We start from the raw sequence: 16,340 nt of genomic DNA on the forward strand, positions 1-16,340 counted from the left end.
GCTATATATAGTTGATACAAGGTGAGGTCAAGCACAGGGTTCTGTGCGCACTCGCCTTATGCCTTGGAAAAAAGGCTTGGTTCGGCTTGCACCAAAGCAAAGCGTGGCACCTGCTCGCCGTCAACCTCGACTGACTCGAGAAACATGCTCAGAGGGCGCACCCAAAAGCCGTAATCGCCATACAGGGCTTGGTAAAAGACCACTTCTTCTTCGGTTTCGGAATGCCGCGCAACACTGAATACGCGGTACTGCGGACCTTTGTAATGTTGGTAGAGCCCAGGTTGTATCGGCATGCTTCGGCCCTCACTCAAATTTTTTCAAAATAAAAACAAAATAAATCCACAAAAACAAAAACCGGGGCACTTGGCCCCGGCTTCCATCGACGAGACGCTTAAACGCGTTCGAAGACGGTGGAGATGCCTTGGCCGAGACCAATGCACATAGTAGCCACCCCGAAGGTGCCGCTATTCTGCTTCATCACGTTCAGCAAGGTGCCGGAAATACGCGCACCGGAGCAACCGAACGGGTGACCCAGGGCGATCGCGCCGCCGTGCAGGTTAACCTTCTCGTTCATCTTGTCGAGCACTTTCAGATCTTTCAGCACTGGCAGGGCCTGTGCGGCGAAAGCTTCGTTGAGTTCGAAGAAGTCGATATCGTTGATGCCAAGGCCTGCACGTTTCAGGGCTTTTTGTGTTGCCGGAACTGGACCATAGCCCATGATTGCCGGATCCACACCCGCCACTGCCATCGAACGGATAACCGCCATTGGCTGGATACCCAGGTCCTGAGCACGCTGCGCCGACATCACGATCATGCACGAAGCACCATCGGTGATCTGCGACGAAGTACCGGCAGTCACGGTGCCGCCCTTTGGATTGAAGGCTGGCTTGAGAGCTGCCAGACTTTCCAGGGTGGTTTCCGGACGAATGGTTTCGTCGTAGTCGAACAGTTTCAGGAAACCGTTCTCGTCGTAGCCCTGCATCGGGATGATTTCGTCTTTGAACTTGCCTTCCACGGTGGCCTTGTGGGCCAACTGGTGGGAGCGCACGCCGAAAGCGTCCTGCTGTTCGCGAGTGATGCCGTGCATTTTGCCGAGCATTTCCGCGGTCAGGCCCATCATGCCCGAGGCTTTCGCCGCATACAGCGACATGTGCGGGTTCGGATCGACACCGTGCATCATGCTCACGTGACCCATATGCTCGACGCCGCCAACCACGAACACGTCACCGTTGCCGGTCATGATCGCTTGCGCAGCAGTGTGCAGCGCACTCATCGACGAGCCACACAGACGGCTGACGGTCTGGCCAGCCGAAGTGTGCGGGATCTGGGTCATCAGCGACGCCATGCGTGCGATGTTCCAGCCCTGCTCCAGGGTCTGGTTGACGCAGCCCCAGATCACGTCCTCGACTTCAGCAGGATCGACCTTGGCGTTGCGTTCCAGCAATTTGCTGATCAGGTGCGCCGACATGTCTTCGGCGCGGGTGTTGCGGTGCATGCCGCCCTTGGAGCGGCCCATCGGAGTACGACCGAAGTCGACAATCACGACGTCTCTTGGATTCAAGCTCATAAAATTTCACTCTCGCTCAAAAGTTGGGACGCTTAACCGAAGAACCGTTGGCCGGTTTTGGCCATTTCACGCAGTTTCGCGGTCGGGTGGTACAGCGCGCCCAAATCAGCGTACTGGTCAGCCAGGGCAACGAACTCGGCAACACCGATCGAATCGATGTAGCGCAGCGCACCGCCACGGAATGGAGGGAAACCGATACCGTAGACCAGACCCATGTCGGCTTCGGCGGCAGTTTCAACGATGCCGTCTTCCAGGCAACGCACGGTTTCCAGGCACAGCGGGATCATCATCCAGTTGATGATGTCTTCGTCAGTGACGTCGCGCTGCTCGTAGACGATCGGCTTGAGCACTTCCAGCACCGACGGATCGGCGACTTTCTTCTGCTTGCCTTTCTTGTCGGCTTCGTAGGCGTAGAAGCCCTTGCCGTTCTTCTGACCCAGGCGTTTGGCTTCGTACAGCACGTCGATGGCCGAACGACGGTCATCCTTCATGCGGTCCGGGAAACCTTCAGCCATGACGTCACGACCGTGGTGACCGGTGTCGATGCCGACCACGTCCATCAGGTACGCCGGGCCCATCGGCCAGCCGAATTTTTCCATGACCTTGTCGATACGGACGAAGTCCACACCGGCGCTGACCAGCTTGGCGAAACCGCCGAAGTACGGGAACAGTACGCGGTTGACCAGGAAGCCCGGGCAGTCGTTGACGACGATCGGGTTCTTGCCCATTTTCTTGGCGTAGGCAACGGTGGTGGCAACCGCCAGCTCACTCGACTTCTCACCACGGATTACTTCAACCAGCGGCATCATGTGCACCGGGTTGAAGAAGTGCATGCCGACGAAGTTTTCCGGACGCTTGAGGGCCTTGGCCAGCAAACTGATGGAAATTGTCGAGGTGTTGGACGCGAGGATGGTGTCCTCTTTGACCTGACCTTCCACTTCAGCCAACACGGCTTGCTTGACCTTAGGGTTCTCGACCACAGCTTCGACCACCAGATCGACGTGACCGAAGTCGCCGTAGGACAGGGTCGGACGAATGGCGTTGAGCACTTCAGCCATCTTCGCAGCGGTCATGCGACCTTTATCAACGCGGCCAACCAGCAGTTTGGCGGCTTCGGCCAGACCCTGCTCGATACCGTGTTCGTTGATGTCCTTCATCAGGATCGGCGTACCTTTGGAGGCCGACTGATAAGCGATACCACCCCCCATGATTCCAGCGCCGAGTACAGCGGCCTGCTTCACGTCTTTGGCGATTTCGTCGTAGGCCTTGGCCTTTTTCTTCAGTTCCTGATCGTTCAGGAACAGACCGATCAAGCTCTGCGCGGCAGAGGTCTTGGCCAGTTTGACGAAACCTGCAGCTTCGACTTCCAGCGCCTTGTCACGACCGAAGTTCGCGGCTTTCTGGATGGTCTTGATCGCTTCAACCGGCGCCGGGTAGTTCGGGCCAGCCTGACCGGCGACGAAACCTTTAGCGGTTTCGAAAGCCATCATTTGTTCAATGGCGTTCAGCTTGAGTTTTTCTAGTTTCGGCTGACGCTTGGCCTTGAAGTCAAACTCGCCGGAGATGGCGCGTTTGATCAGTTCAAGGGCAGCTTCCTGCAGTTTCTCAGGAGCAACCACGGCGTCGACGGCGCTGACTTTCAGCGCGTCTTCAGGGCGGTTTTCCTTACCGGAGGCAATCCACTCGATAGCGTTGTCGACACCAATCAGGCGCGGCAGACGCACGGTGCCCCCGAAGCCTGGGTAGATGCCCAGCTTGACTTCCGGCAGACCGATCTTGGCCTTGGTCGACATGACGCGATAGTCAGCTGCCAGGCACATTTCCAGACCGCCGCCCAGTGCGATGCCATTGATGGCCACTACGGTTGGGACGTTGAGGTCTTCGAAATCGCTGAAGATCTTGTTGGCTTCGAGATTGCCAGCAACCAGCTCGGCATCCGGCAGCTTGAAGTTGTCGACAAATTCGGTGATGTCGGCGCCGACGATGAACACGTCCTTGCCACTGCTGACGATCACGCCCTTGATCGAAGCATCTGCCTTGATGGTGTCTACGGCCTGACGCAGTTCGTTCAGGGTTAGACGGTTGAACTTGTTGACGGACTCACCCTTGAGGTCGAATTTCAATTCGACGATGCCACTTTCAAGAGCTTTAACCGTGATGGCTTTACCTTCGTAAATCATCAACTGATCTCCACGATATGGAAGCTGAACAGTACACGTCGGACGCAGGCGAATGGCTCGGCAGGACGCTTTTTCGTCGATGCTAACGCCAATCCACCCGGCACACCCGCCAACGCGATAGTCGGGATTCTGTAGGAGCAGTCTGTAAGACAAACGCTCAATTCATACGCCCGTTTGATTTGGGTACGTCACCTTCACGGAATTTCCGACAATTGTCAATCGCCCAAAATACGGGTTGAAATGCGACTTTGCGGTCATTTCTGTAAGACGAAGACCCGCAACACGCGTCTGCATGTGAAGCCATTCATAGAATCAATAGTTAGAAAAGTCGCCCTAATTCGCGGCAGCCCTTGTTTAAAGGGCTACGCTGGAGTGACTACACGGAGATGCGCTGATCGAGTCGACATCAAAAGATTTTCCGGCCTGCCTGGCCAACCCCGCCCGATGAATCATGTCGGGCTTTTTATTGCGCGTCTGCCAGACCTTCCCCACCATGCAGTGGGAAAAGTCCGCGCCTCACGCCAGCGCTTTCAGAGTGGCGTCGATATCCTGCAAAACGCTGGCTTCGCCCTTCTCGCCCCAATACAACGCGATCATCTGCTTGTCCGCCTCGACTTTGAAAACATTGCCCGGCAACTTTTCGAAATGATTGAGCAGCGCTTGATCCTCGCAGACTTCCTGCCACTGATTGACCCACACACCCGGCGACTTCTGCCAGTAAGTCCAGCAGACAGGCTGCTTGCTGCGACGTGGCCGATGATACTGCGCACACGGGTTCGGCGGCTCTTGCGCCAGCCAGTGTGGCCATTCCTGCGGTGCCAGCTGCATGGCCAGACCGATGCGTCGCGCCTCCATACGCAGGGCAATGCGACCGCTTTGCGCGCGCGATGGGCGTAACCACGCCAGCGGACTCAAAACCACCAACAGGATTGACACCACTAACCAGACCGTCATATCTCTATTCCCAATTCTTGGTGAGCGCATTGTGTCACTTTGGAACCAATGCGCTTGAAACCAGCCATACTTAACAATATTGAAACCTCACGAGGAGCACCTCATGCCCTACCACCACATCCTGGTCGCCGTAGATCTGACCGAAGAGTGCGACCCTGTGATTCACCGCGCCCGAGAGCTGTCGGCGAGCAATGGCGCCAAGCTTTCGCTGGTGCATATCGTCGAGCCGATGGCCATGGCATTCGGCGGCGACGTGCCGATGGATCTGTCACAACTGCAACAACAGCAGTTCGATCAGGCCAAGGAGCGTCTTGAGCGCTTGAAAGCCAAATATGCAGAACTTGAAGGTGCAAACTGCCACCTGACCTATGGCCAGCCTCGCCAGGAAATCCATCATTTCGCCAAGGAAAACACGTGCGATCTGATCGTGGTCGGCAGCCATGGCCGCCATGGTCTGGCGCTGTTGCTGGGTTCGACCGCCAATGATGTACTGCACGGCGCGCCTTGCGATGTACTGGCGGTACATCTGATCAAACGCTGAAACCGTCCCGTGTAGGAGTGAGCCTGCTCGCGATCGCGTTCTGACAGTCGACGAATTCGTTGAATGCCAAACCGCTATCGCGAGCAGGCTCACTCCTACAAGTGAACTGCGTTTAGATATGAAAAGCCCGGCGCTCATCACTGAACGCCGGGCTTTTTCACATCAGGATCAATCAGGCATCCAGCTCGGCCCAACGCTCCATCAACGCATCCAGCTCAGCCTGCAACTGCTCCAGCGAAGCAATCACCTTGGCTGTTTCAGCCGGTGGACGCTGATAGAAACCGCCTTCAGCCATCTCAGCCTCCACTGCGGCGATCTGCTGTTCCTTGGCATCGATATCGCCCGGCAACGCTTCCAGCTCGCGCTGCAGCTTGTAGCTCAGCTTCTTCTTGGCCGCCGGTGCTGCTGCGGCAGGCGCTGCGACCACAGCAGGCTCAGCGGTCACCACGGCGGAGTTCAAGTCAGCCTTGCCCGACTTGCTTTCAGTCACGCCCAACAGGCGCGGCGAACCGCCCTGACGGATCCAGTCCTGATAGCCGCCGACGTATTCACGCACCTTGCCTTCACCTTCGAAAACCAGGGTGCTGGTGACCACGTTGTCGAGGAATGCCCGGTCGTGACTGACCATCAGCACGGTGCCGTTGAAGGTCAGCAGCACTTCTTCCAGCAGCTCAAGGGTTTCCACGTCGAGGTCGTTGGTCGGTTCGTCGAGGACCAGCAGGTTCGCCGGTTTGCTGAACAGTTTTGCCAGCAACAGACGCGCACGCTCACCACCCGACAGCGCCTTGACCGGCGTGCGGGCACGCTGCGGGCTGAACAGGAAGTCGCCGAGGTAGCTCAGCACGTGCCGGCTCTGACCGTCGATATCGATGAAGTCGCGACCTTCGGCGACGTTATCGATCACGGTTTTTTCCAGATCCAGCTGATGACGCAACTGGTCGAAGTACGCCACGTCGATCCGCGTGCCCTCTTCCACTTTGCCGCTGGTCGGTTGCAGACCGCTGAGCATCAGTTTCAGCAGGGTGGTCTTGCCAGTACCGTTGGCGCCGAGCAGACCAATACGGTCGCCGCGCGTCAGCACCATCGAGAAGTCCTTGATCAGGAACGGGCCACCCGGGTGAGCGAAACTCACGTTCTCGAGGACCATCACCTGCTTGCCGGACTTGTCGGCAGTGTCCAACTGAATGTTGGCCTTGCCGGTGCGCTCACGACGCTCGCTGCGCTCAACGCGCAGGGCTTTCAGGGCACGGACGCGGCCTTCGTTGCGGGTGCGGCGCGCCTTGATGCCCTGGCGGATCCAGACTTCTTCCTGGGCCAGTTTCTTGTCGAACAGCGCGTTGGCGGTTTCTTCAGCGGCCAGCGCGGCTTCTTTGTGCACAAGGAAACTGGCGTAGTCGCCGTTCCAGTCGATCAGGCCGCCGCGATCCAGTTCGAGGATGCGCGTGGCGAGGTTTTGCAGGAAGGAACGGTCGTGCGTGATGAACAGCACGGCGCCCTGGAAATCTTTCAGCGCTTCTTCGAGCCAGGCAATCGCACCGATGTCCAGGTGGTTGGTCGGTTCGTCGAGCAGCAGCAGATCCGGCTCGGACACCAGCGCCTGCGCCAGCAGCACGCGACGACGCCAGCCGCCGGACAACTGGGCGAGGGTCTTGTCGGCCGGCAATTGCAGGCGGCTCAAAGTGCTCTCGACCAGAGTCTGCAAACGCCAGCCATCACGGGCTTCGAGGTCTTGCTGAACGTGCATCAGCTTGTTCAGGTCTTCTTCAGTAACGCAGTTCTGCGCAAGGTGATGGTATTCGGCGAGCAACGCGCCCACGCCATCAAGGCCTTCAGCGACCACGTCGAACACTGTCCGATCGTCGGCCACTGGCAATTCTTGCGGCAATTCGCCGATTTTCAGACCGGGGGCACGCCACACCGAGCCTTCATCGGGCTTCTGGTCGCCCTTGACCAGTTTCATCATGCTGGACTTGCCAGTGCCGTTGCGGCCGATGATGCACACCCGCTCACCACGGGCGATCTGCCAGGACACCTTGTCCAACAACGGCATAGCGCCGAACGCAAGGGACACATCGCTGAATTTGAGCAGGGTCATGAGCTTCTCCAAAAACCGGGCGCGCATTCTACCTGAGTTAGGGCTTCAGCAGGCCGGCAATTTGTCTGTCGAAGCACTCTGCACAACAATTGTTGCGAACTTGTGCTGCGAGGCCGGCAAAGCTTTCGCCGCTTGCTGGCAAAAGGCTAAGCTACAGACAATTCAGTGCTGATTGATGTCGGCACTTGTCATGATTTCTCTGCCCGGATGTCTCATGCGCAGTCGCCTTTTCAGTGTCTTGTCCTGCTTGCTACTTACCGCCGCTGCCGCTCAATCCGCCCAGGCGGTGGACCTGTCCACCCAACGCCAGTATTACGATGAAGCCAAGCGCGCCTTGGCCAAGGGTGATACCGGCCCGTATTTCCGTTATAGCCAGGCGCTGGCCGATTATCCGCTGGAACCGTATCTCGCTTACGACGAACTGACCGCACGCCTGAAGACCGCGAGCAATGCAGAAATCGAGAAATTTCTCGCCGAGCACGGTGACCTGCCCCAGGCCAACTGGATGAAACTGCGCTGGTTGCGCTGGCTCGCCGACCGTGGCGATTGGGCGACCTTCGTCAAGTATTACGACCCGAAACTCAATTTCACCGAACTGGACTGCCTCAATGCGCAGTATCAGATCAGCAGCGGTCACAAGGCCGAGGGTTACGCCAATGCCGAAAAGCTCTGGCTGACCGGCAAATCACAACCCGCTGCCTGTGACGGACTGTTCGGCATCTGGGCCGCCGACGGCCAGCTCACCGAACAGAAACGCTGGGAGCGCACCAAACTCGCCGCTCAGACGCGCAACTATCCACTGGCCAACAGTTTGGTCAATGGCCTGACCACCCTCGCCCCGCGCGGTCGTTTGCTGGTGGATGTGGCGCAGAAACCGGAGTTGCTGAATCAACCGTCGCGCTTCACCCCGGCCGATGAGCCGATGTCCGACGTGGTCAGTCTCGGCCTGCGCCGTCTCGCCCGTCAGGATCCGGACAAGGCCATGGCGCTGCTCGACGGTTACGCCAGCAGCATGCATTTCTCCCGCGATGAAAAAGTCGCGATCGCCCGGGAAATCGGTCTGACCCTCGCCCGACGCTTCGACAGCCGCGCGCTGGACGTGATGACCAAATACGACCCGGAGTTGCGCGATAACACCGTCTCGGAATGGCGTTTGCGCCTGCTGCTGCGTCTGGCGCGTTGGGACGATGCGTATCAGTTGACCCGCCGTCTGCCGCAGGATCTGGCCACCACCAACCGCTGGCGCTACTGGCAGGCGCGCAGTCTGGAACTGGCCCAGCCGCAAAACCCGGAAGCACAGACCCTATACAAAGGCCTCGCGCGGGAACGTGACTTCTACGGTTTCCTTGCCGCCGACCGCTCGCAATCGCCGTACTCGCTGAACAACAAGCCGTTGGTCCTCAGCCAGGCACTGATCAACAAGGTGCGCAACACCCCGGGCGTGCGCCGCGCGCTGGAATTCCATGCTCGCGGGCAGATCGTCGACGGTCGTCGCGAGTGGTATCACGTTAGCCGCCATTTCAACCGCGATGAGATGGTTGCCCAGGCGAAACTGGCTTACGACCTGAAATGGTACTTCCCGGCGATCCGCACCATCAGCCAGGCGCAGTACTGGGACGATCTGGATATTCGCTTCCCGATGGCTCACCGCGAAACCCTTGTGCGTGAAGCCAAGGTGCGTGGCCTGCATTCGAGCTGGGTGTTCGCCATCACCCGCCAGGAAAGCGCTTTCATGGACGACGCCCGCTCCGGCGTTGGCGCCAGTGGCCTGATGCAGTTGATGCCCGGCACCGCCAAGGAAACCGCGCGCAAGTTCAGCATCCCGCTGGCCTCGCCGCAGCAGGTACTCGATCCAGACAAGAACATCCAGCTCGGCGCCGCTTACCTGAGCCAGGTGCACAGCCAGTTCAACGGCAACCGCGTCCTCGCCTCCGCCGCCTACAACGCCGGCCCGGGTCGAGTGCGCCAATGGCTACGCGGTGCTGATCACCTGAGCTTTGACGTTTGGGTGGAAAGCATCCCGTTCGATGAAACCCGTCAGTACGTGCAGAACGTGTTGTCGTACTCGGTGATCTACGGCCAGAAGCTCAACTCGCCACAGCCGCTGGTGGATTGGCATGAGCGGTACTTTGACGATCAGTGATCACGAGGCTGACGCCGAGTAACAAAAAATGCCCGTATCTCGCGATACGGGCATTTTTTATAGGTACAACCTGAGCGGTTACTTAGTGAATGGCAGGATCGGTGACAGGATTAGTTGAAGCGCTCTTGCCATCATTGAACTGCAACGCCGCCAATCGTGCATACAGCGGATTGCTGGCAATCAGCTCCTGATGAGTGCCAATGGCCACAAGTTTGCCCTGATCCATCACTGCAATCCGGTCAGCGTTTTTCACCGTGGCCAGTCGATGCGCGATCACCAGCGTGGTGCGGTTCTGCATGAGGCTCGGCAGCGCTTCCTGAATCAGGTGTTCACTCTGTGCATCGAGGGCGCTGGTAGCTTCGTCCAACAGCAGGATCGGTGCGTCGACCAGCAACGCCCGGGCAATCGCCAAGCGCTGACGCTGGCCACCGGAAAGGCCGAGGCCACCATCGCCGAGATGGGTCTGGTAACCGTTGGGCATTTTCTCGATGAAGTCGTGGGCGTGAGCAATTTTTGCCGCTTCCTTGACTTGCTCCAGCGTCGCCCCCGGATTGCCGTAACGAATATTCTCTTCAACGCTGCCAAAGAACAGCGCCGGCGACTGTGAGACCAGGGCGAAGTGACGGCGCAGGTCCAGCGGATCGAGGCTGGTCAACGGCACGCCATCAATCAGGATCCGACCTTCCACAGGATCATAAAAGCGCAATAGCAAATCGTACACGGTGGACTTGCCGGCGCCGGATGGCCCCACCAGCGCCAGCGTCTCACCGGCCCGGATGGTCAGATTCAAACCGTTGACGGCGTAGCTTTCCGGACGCGAAGGGTAGGAAAAACGCACGTCCTGCAATTGCAATTCCCCCCGCACGCGCTCCGGCAGGGTCACCAGCCCGGCGGTTGGTGGCTGGATGATATTTTCCGAACCCAACAGCTCAGCGATTCGTTCGGCGGCACCGGCTGCGCGCTGCAGCTCACCGATCACCTCACTCAACGTGCCAATGGCACTGCCGACAATCAGGCTGTAAAAGACAAACGCCGCCAGTTCGCCCCCGGTGATGCGCCCCGCGATCACGTCCATCCCGCCAACCCACAACATCACTGCCACGGCGCCGAGCACCAGCACAATCACCATGGTGATCATCCACGAACGCTGAAAGATGCGTTTGCGTGCAGTGTCGAATGCGTCCTCGACCGTCGTCGCAAAACGCCGCTCATCCTGCACCTGATGGTTGTAGGCCTGCACGGTTTTGATCTGGCCGAGGGTTTCCGACACATAGCTGCCGATATCGGCGACACGGTCCTGGCTCAACCGCGACAGATTGCGCACGCGCCGGCCGAAAATCAGAATCGGTGCCACCACGAACGGCAAGGCAATCACCACGATGCTGGTGAGCTTTGCGTTGGTCACGAACAACAGGATGACACCACCAATGACCATCAGCAGGTTACGCAGGAACATCGACAGCGACGAGCCGATCACCGATTGCAAGAGTGTCGTGTCGGCAGTCAGCCGCGACTGAATCTCCGAACTGCGGTTGTTCTCATAGAAGCCGGGGTGCAGATAGACCAGATGATTGAAGACCTCACGGCGAATGTCGGCGACGCAGCGCTCACCGATCCACGACACCCAGTAAAACCGTGCGAACGTGCCGACCGCCAGGCCCAGTACCATCAACATGAAGATGCCGATGCTCTGATTGAGCTGATGCGGTGACTGAGTCATGAAGCCCCGGTCGACCAACAGTTTGATCCCCTGCCCCATCGACAATGTAACGGCGGCGGTGACGATCAATGCCAGCAGAGCGCCGATGACTTGCCAGCGGTAAGGGGCCAGAAATCGGCTGGTCAGACGCAGGGCGCGCCGGTGCCTTGAAGAAAGCTTCGGGGTCATTCAAGTACGCATCCGTGTTGATGAAAGGGCTAGCGTAAACCTTCTTTGGGGTGGAACTCTGTAAATCACAATGAGTCAGGTTAAATATGCCCCCAAAGACTAGGCCATAGTTGCTATCGGTCTAACGTCGCGGTTGAGACGAACGGTCATTTCTGTTGGACTGGAATGGCCGCTCATGACGGATCGAAGGCGCTGTCACAGCCTGGTCACGTGGCGGTTTTAATCTGGGTACACAACCTGATGAGGAGACAGGCCATGTCCTTGCAACACAGCAGCGATGACAAGATTGAAGTGATCCGCACCAAGCCCGGCCAGACTCTGGGTTGCTCGATTATCGATAAGGATGGGCATGAAGTACCGATCACTGAAGACATGATCCAGGACGCATGCCGCGAACTGGAGAAGCGATTGGTCAAGCCTGCCGAACAAAAGTGATATAGCCACCGTCTTCCTGACCCGGCCCCTTTGGCCGGGTTTTTTCTGTGTACCTATCTGAAATTTGTGCCGGGACTTTTGCGAGCAAGTTCGCTCCCACAGGGATTTCCCATCCACTGAAGATTTCCTGTGGGAGCGAGCCTGCTCGCGAATCGGCCACCTCGGTTTCTAGACAGCCACAGCCCCCAGTGCTGCGACTATCTTCGCCAACTCTGGCGACTCCCCTTCAATCCGCACCTTCAGCCCTTCAATCTCGCGCCGCACCGGATACTGCTTGCGCAACACATCGAACGCCGCACGCTGCTCACCGACATTGCCTACAAGGCTGCGGCGAAAATCCGCGTCATCGCGGCGCGGGTCGTACACCCCACGGCATAACATCGCCAGCGCCCAGGCCGGATCGCTGTCACCGTGCAGGGAAACTTCCGACAACCACGGTGCCGGTAGCAGCTCACTGAGTTGAATGCTCGCTGGCTGGCCGATGAATGCGCAATACGCCTGATAGATCTGCGCAGTTCCGCGCTGTTTGCCGTCGAGGCTGTAACCGGCAATGTGCGGGGTCGCCAACACGCAGAGTTCGGCCAGCGCCACATCAACCTCCGGTTCGGCCTCCCACACATCAAGAACGGCTTGCAGGTCTTCACGCTCCAGCAGCACGTTGCGCAGCGCGGCGTTATCCACCACCGGACCACGCGCCGCGTTGATCAGCCATGCGCCGTGCTTGAGCTGCTGCAAACGCTGCTGATCGAACAAATGCCAGGTCGCCCCTTCGCCACTGCGGGTCAACGGCGTGTGCAGACTGATCACGTCGCACTGTTCGATGATCTGCTCCAGGCTGACGTAATCGCCGCCTTCGGCAGCCTGCCGTGGCGGATCGCAGACTTTGACGTCCCAGCCCAGGCCCTTCAGGACCTGGATAAGCCTCCCTCCCACCTCACCCGCGCCGACGACACCATAACTCCGCTGAGTGAGATCGACGCCTTCGATTTCGGCGAGGGTCATCAGGCTACCCAGCACGTAATCGACCACGCCCCGAGCGTTACAGCCGGGGGCACTGGACCAGGTAATGCCGGCCTCATCGAAATACCCGAGATCCAGATGATCAGTGCCAATGGTGCAGGTACCGACAAAGCGAACCTTGCTGCCCTCGAGCAACTCACGATTGACGTTGGTCACCGAACGTACGAGCAATACGTCGGCCTGCTCGACCGTCGCACGGTCGATGGAACGGCCCGGCACCCGGCGGATCTCGCCGAAACCGGCAAAAAAAGCATCGAGCAGCGGGATATTTTCGTCGGCAACAATCAGCATGGCGGGCTCCTTTGGCGGATCGGCAGTTTAGGTGCAGATCGGTCGCCGGGCCAGCAGGCTTTGCGCTTACAAATCCGCAACAGAGGATTTTTCCGGACTGTAACGTCAGCGGCGTAGAATGCGGCGCCTTGCGCATCAACCTCTGTGGACGCTTTGCCTGTGAATTCTGTAACTGACCAACCTGTCGCCGTCTCCCTGACCCGCCCCGCGCGGATTCGTCTGGAATTCAAGAACCTGCTGGCCCTCGCGCTGCCGATCATCATTGCGCAGTTGGCGACCACGGCCATGGGCTTCGTCGATGCGGTGATGGCCGGCCGCGTCGGGCCGAAGGATCTGGCGGCGGTGGCGCTGGGCAACTCGATCTGGGTGCCGGTGTTTCTGCTGATGACCGGCACGCTGCTGGCAACCACGCCGAAAGTCGCCCAGCGTTTTGGCGCTGGCACTCACAGCGAAATCGGTCCTCTCGTGCGTCAGGCGTTGTGGCTGGCGCTGGTGGTAGGGCTGATCGCGACGGCGATGCTGGTCGCCGCCGAGCCGGTGCTGCACTTGATGAAGGTCGACCCCGAGCTGATCGGCCCGTGCATGCAATACCTGCACGGCATCGCCAGCGGTCTGCCGGCGGTGGCGTTCTATCATGTGCTGCGCTGCACCAGCGACGGCATCGGCCGCACGCGTCCGGCGATGGTGCTGGGCCTGTGTGGTCTGGCACTGAACATTCCGCTGAACTACGTCTTCATCTATGGCCACTTCGGCGTGCCGGCGATGGGCGGCGTCGGCTGCGGTTGGGCCACGGCGATCGTGATGTGGGTGATGGCGTTGGGGCTGGCCGGCTATGAGCGTTGGGCGCCGGCCTATCGTTCGAGCGAAATCTTCAGCCGTTTCGACTGGCCGCAATGGACGGTGATTAAACGTCTGCTGGCGATTGGTCTGCCGATCGGCATCGCGGTGTTTGCCGAATCGAGCATTTTTGCCGTCATCGCCCTGCTGATCGGTAGCCTCGGCGCGACCGTGGTGGCAGGGCATCAGATTGCGCTGAACGTCAGCTCGCTGGTGTTCATGATTCCCTACTCGCTGGGCATGGCCGTTACCGTGCGCGTCGGCCAGGCACTGGGCCGCGAAGAACCACGCGAAGCGCGCTTTGCCGCTGGCGTCGGCATGGGCACTGCGCTGGCTTACGCCTGCCTGTCGGCGAGCATGATGCTGTTGCTGCGCGAGCCGATTGCGGCGATTTACACCGCTGACCCGACGGTGATTCACATCGCGGCGATGCTGATTGTGTATTCGGCGCTGTTCCAGTTTTCCGACGCCATCCAGGTGACCGCTGCCGGCGCGCTGCGTGGTTATCAGGACACTCGGGTGACGATGATCCTGACGCTGTTCGCTTATTGGGGCATTGGTTTGCCGGTGGGCTATGCCCTCGGCCTGACCGACTGGCTCGGCGAGCCACGTGGCCCGAGCGGCCTGTGGCAGGGTTTGATCGTTGGCCTGAGCTGTGCGGCGTTGATGCTGTCGATTCGCCTGACGCGTAGTGCGCGCAAGCGTATTCGGATCAGTCGTAGCGCAGGCTAAGCCATTAACACAGGACAAAAAAGTGGGAGCGAGCTTGCTCGCGAATGCGGTGATTCAGTCGACATTTACAGTGACTGACACTCCGCTTTCGCGAGCAAGCTCGCTCCCACAATTGTTTTATGTGTAGCTGCTGTTAAGCGTCTTTCTTGCGGATCCAGTACAGATAAGTACCGGCCTCCTCGTGCTGGCTCACCAGTTCGTGGTCGAGAAACACACAGAACTTGGGAATGTCGCGTCGGGTCGACGGGTCGGTGGCGATCACCTTGAGCAGTCCGCCGGGCACCAGGTCACGAATGTGCTGGTGCAGCATCATCACCGGCTCCGGGCAATTGAGACCGGTGGCATCGAGGGTGCCGTCGACCGGGGTATCGATCATTTCACTCATGATTCACTCCTGAAACTGGCCGGCATTGTCGCGCATTGCCGGGTGTTCGGTCATCTGTGGCGTTACGCCACACCCTATGTAGGAGCTGCCGACGGCTGCGATCTTTGCTTTTCAAGATCAAACGATCGCAGCCTGCGGCAGCTCCTACAGGGTTTTGTGTTGTTTCAGCGGGATTTGGCTTTCTTGGTGTCGTGACGGCGCAAATGGCAGGTCACTTCCTCGCGGTCGTGATACAGCTGTTTGCAGCCGATATCGACCTTGATCCCGCGCGCCTTGAAACCATCGGCAATGCGTTCGAGCAAACGCTTCACTTCGGCGTAACGCTGCTTCATCGGCAACTTCAGGTTGACCACCGCCTCGCGGCAATGCCCCTCGCCGATCCACTCTTCGAGCATCGCGGCGTTACGCGCCGGTTTCTCGACGATGTCGCAGACCATCCAGTCCACCGGTTGCTTGGGCTTGAAGGTAAAACCGTCGGCCATCAAATGCTGGACCAGACCGGTGTCCATCAGGCTCTCGGCCATCGGGCCGTTGTCGATGGCAGTCACCAGCATGCCGCGATTGACCAGTTGCCAGGTCCAGCCGCCCGGCGCAGCGCCGAGGTCGACGCCGGTCATGTCGCTGTGCAGGCGATCTTCCCACTGATCACGCGGGATGAAGTGGTGCCACGCCTCTTCCAGCTTCAGCGTCGAACGGCTCGGTGCTTCACGCGGGAACTTCAGGCGCGGAATGCCCATTGGCCACATCGCCGAGTTACCGGCATCGGCCATCCCCAGAAACACTTCGCGGCCACTTTTGAATGTCAGCAGCAGACGCGGCTTGCCGGCGTCTTCCACCAGTTTGCCAGCGCCGGTCAACGCCTTGCGCAGCGGGCCTTCGAATTTCTTGCAGAAGTTCGACAGTTCCTTGCCGTCGTTGGTGTCGACGACTTCCAGCCACAAGCTGCCGCACACCGGGAAATCGGCCATGTGCGCGAGGATCACGCTGATGCGATCGTTTTCCGGCAGGTCGATGAAGACCCCGCGCGCCCATTGGCGCGGGAAGATCAGTTCGGCAAAGCGCTGTCCGCGCATCAGGCGCTCGGCGCCGTCTTCTTCGGTGCAGACAAACTCGGCGCACGCGGTGGCCGCTTTGGCCTTGGCGTAGCCGGCCACATTGAGTTGCGCGGCGAGGTCGGAAATCTCCGAACAGACTTCGCCTTCGAAGCCTGGCCGGCAATGCATGAATAGGGTGTTCATTCTTACTCCTGGGCAGAGGGCGATGATTCGGCCC

At 59.1% G+C, this 16,340-nt stretch carries 13 protein-coding genes; 4 read left to right on the forward strand and 9 right to left on the reverse strand.

The genetic code is table 11. The features are described 5' to 3' along the window. Positions 1-56: 56 nt before the first annotated feature. The 4 genes from FGA82_RS13720 to FGA82_RS13740 all read right to left on the reverse strand — a co-directional run bounded on the left by FGA82_RS13720 (position 57) and on the right by FGA82_RS13740 (position 4,701). Positions 57-293, reverse strand: a complete 237-nt coding sequence (locus tag FGA82_RS13720; protein WP_007910467.1) for a DUF1653 domain-containing protein — start codon at positions 291-293, stop codon at positions 57-59. Between the two features lie 98 nt (positions 294-391). Then, positions 392-1,567 (reverse strand): acetyl-CoA C-acyltransferase FadA, encoded by a 1,176-nt coding sequence (gene fadA, locus FGA82_RS13725; protein ID WP_007910465.1) that lies wholly within the window; start codon positions 1,565-1,567, stop codon positions 392-394. A gap of 32 nt (positions 1,568-1,599) precedes the next feature. Further along, positions 1,600-3,747 (reverse strand): fatty acid oxidation complex subunit alpha FadB, encoded by a 2,148-nt coding sequence (gene fadB, locus FGA82_RS13730; protein WP_141127480.1) that lies wholly within the window; start codon positions 3,745-3,747, stop codon positions 1,600-1,602. A gap of 516 nt (positions 3,748-4,263) precedes the next feature. Beyond that, positions 4,264-4,701, reverse strand: a complete 438-nt coding sequence (locus FGA82_RS13740) for a hypothetical protein (protein WP_141127481.1) — start codon at positions 4,699-4,701, stop codon at positions 4,264-4,266. Positions 4,702-4,804: 103 nt separating this feature from the next. Here FGA82_RS13740 and FGA82_RS13745 point away from each other — a divergent pair, with 103 nt between their 5' ends. Then, positions 4,805-5,242 (forward strand): universal stress protein, encoded by a 438-nt coding sequence (locus FGA82_RS13745; protein ID WP_141127482.1) that lies wholly within the window; start codon positions 4,805-4,807, stop codon positions 5,240-5,242. Between the two features lie 172 nt (positions 5,243-5,414). Here the strand turns inward: FGA82_RS13745 and FGA82_RS13755 are convergent, their stop codons facing one another. After that, a complete protein-coding gene (locus FGA82_RS13755) occupies positions 5,415-7,337 on the reverse strand; it encodes an ATP-binding cassette domain-containing protein (RefSeq protein ID WP_141127483.1) in 1,923 nt (640 codons plus the stop codon). Positions 7,338-7,551: 214 nt separating this feature from the next. On the opposite strand from FGA82_RS13755, the gene FGA82_RS13760 reads away from it, so the two are divergent. Next, on the forward strand, positions 7,552-9,480 hold the full coding sequence (locus tag FGA82_RS13760; RefSeq protein ID WP_141127484.1) for a transglycosylase SLT domain-containing protein: 1,929 nt from the start codon (positions 7,552-7,554) through the stop codon (positions 9,478-9,480). A gap of 82 nt (positions 9,481-9,562) precedes the next feature. Here FGA82_RS13760 and FGA82_RS13765 read toward each other — a convergent pair whose 3' ends face one another. Beyond that, the gene (locus tag FGA82_RS13765; RefSeq protein WP_141127485.1) at positions 9,563-11,368 is read right to left on the reverse strand and encodes an ABC transporter transmembrane domain-containing protein; all 1,806 of its coding nucleotides are present in this window, start codon (positions 11,366-11,368) and stop codon (positions 9,563-9,565) included. A gap of 255 nt (positions 11,369-11,623) precedes the next feature. Between FGA82_RS13765 and FGA82_RS13770 the strand changes: the two genes are divergently transcribed. Next, positions 11,624-11,803: a PA1571 family protein gene (locus tag FGA82_RS13770; protein WP_141127486.1), complete on the forward strand. Its 180-nt coding sequence runs from the start codon at positions 11,624-11,626 to the stop codon at positions 11,801-11,803. A 168-nt stretch (positions 11,804-11,971) separates the two neighbouring features. Here the strand turns inward: FGA82_RS13770 and pdxB are convergent, their stop codons facing one another. After that, a complete protein-coding gene (gene pdxB / locus FGA82_RS13775) occupies positions 11,972-13,114 on the reverse strand; it encodes a 4-phosphoerythronate dehydrogenase PdxB (protein ID WP_141127487.1) in 1,143 nt (380 codons plus the stop codon). A gap of 159 nt (positions 13,115-13,273) precedes the next feature. On the opposite strand from pdxB, the gene FGA82_RS13780 reads away from it, so the two are divergent. Further along, positions 13,274-14,683 carry an MATE family efflux transporter gene (locus FGA82_RS13780; protein WP_141127488.1) on the forward strand — a complete coding sequence of 470 codons (1,410 nt, stop codon included), beginning with the start codon at positions 13,274-13,276 and terminating at the stop codon, positions 14,681-14,683. A 133-nt stretch (positions 14,684-14,816) separates the two neighbouring features. Here FGA82_RS13780 and tusA read toward each other — a convergent pair whose 3' ends face one another. Then, on the reverse strand, positions 14,817-15,068 hold the full coding sequence (gene tusA / locus FGA82_RS13785) for a sulfurtransferase TusA (RefSeq protein ID WP_141127489.1): 252 nt from the start codon (positions 15,066-15,068) through the stop codon (positions 14,817-14,819). 164 nt (positions 15,069-15,232) lie between these two features. Then, on the reverse strand, positions 15,233-16,306 hold the full coding sequence (gene rlmM / locus FGA82_RS13790; protein ID WP_141127490.1) for a 23S rRNA (cytidine(2498)-2'-O)-methyltransferase RlmM: 1,074 nt from the start codon (positions 16,304-16,306) through the stop codon (positions 15,233-15,235). Positions 16,307-16,340: the final 34 nt, after the last annotated feature.

The sequence above is a fragment of the Pseudomonas fluorescens genome (assembly GCF_005938625.1).
Classification (GTDB): Bacteria; Pseudomonadota; Gammaproteobacteria; order Pseudomonadales; family Pseudomonadaceae; genus Aquipseudomonas; species Aquipseudomonas fluorescens_BD.

Coding starts and splice junctions, on each gene's coding strand:
- FGA82_RS13720 (WP_007910467.1), bottom strand. CDS start 293: ATGCCGATACAACCTGGGCTCTACCAACATTACAAAGGTCCGCAGTAC.
- fadA (WP_007910465.1), bottom strand. CDS start 1,567: ATGAGCTTGAATCCAAGAGACGTCGTGATTGTCGACTTCGGTCGTACT.
- fadB (WP_141127480.1), bottom strand. CDS start 3,747: ATGATTTACGAAGGTAAAGCCATCACGGTTAAAGCTCTTGAAAGTGGC.
- FGA82_RS13740 (WP_141127481.1), bottom strand. CDS start 4,701: ATGACGGTCTGGTTAGTGGTGTCAATCCTGTTGGTGGTTTTGAGTCCG.
- FGA82_RS13745 (WP_141127482.1), top strand. CDS start 4,805: ATGCCCTACCACCACATCCTGGTCGCCGTAGATCTGACCGAAGAGTGC.
- FGA82_RS13755 (WP_141127483.1), bottom strand. CDS start 7,337: ATGACCCTGCTCAAATTCAGCGATGTGTCCCTTGCGTTCGGCGCTATG.
- FGA82_RS13760 (WP_141127484.1), top strand. CDS start 7,552: ATGCGCAGTCGCCTTTTCAGTGTCTTGTCCTGCTTGCTACTTACCGCC.
- FGA82_RS13765 (WP_141127485.1), bottom strand. CDS start 11,368: ATGACCCCGAAGCTTTCTTCAAGGCACCGGCGCGCCCTGCGTCTGACC.
- FGA82_RS13770 (WP_141127486.1), top strand. CDS start 11,624: ATGTCCTTGCAACACAGCAGCGATGACAAGATTGAAGTGATCCGCACC.
- pdxB (WP_141127487.1), bottom strand. CDS start 13,114: ATGCTGATTGTTGCCGACGAAAATATCCCGCTGCTCGATGCTTTTTTT.
- tusA (WP_141127489.1), bottom strand. CDS start 15,068: ATGAGTGAAATGATCGATACCCCGGTCGACGGCACCCTCGATGCCACC.
- rlmM (WP_141127490.1), bottom strand. CDS start 16,306: ATGAACACCCTATTCATGCATTGCCGGCCAGGCTTCGAAGGCGAAGTC.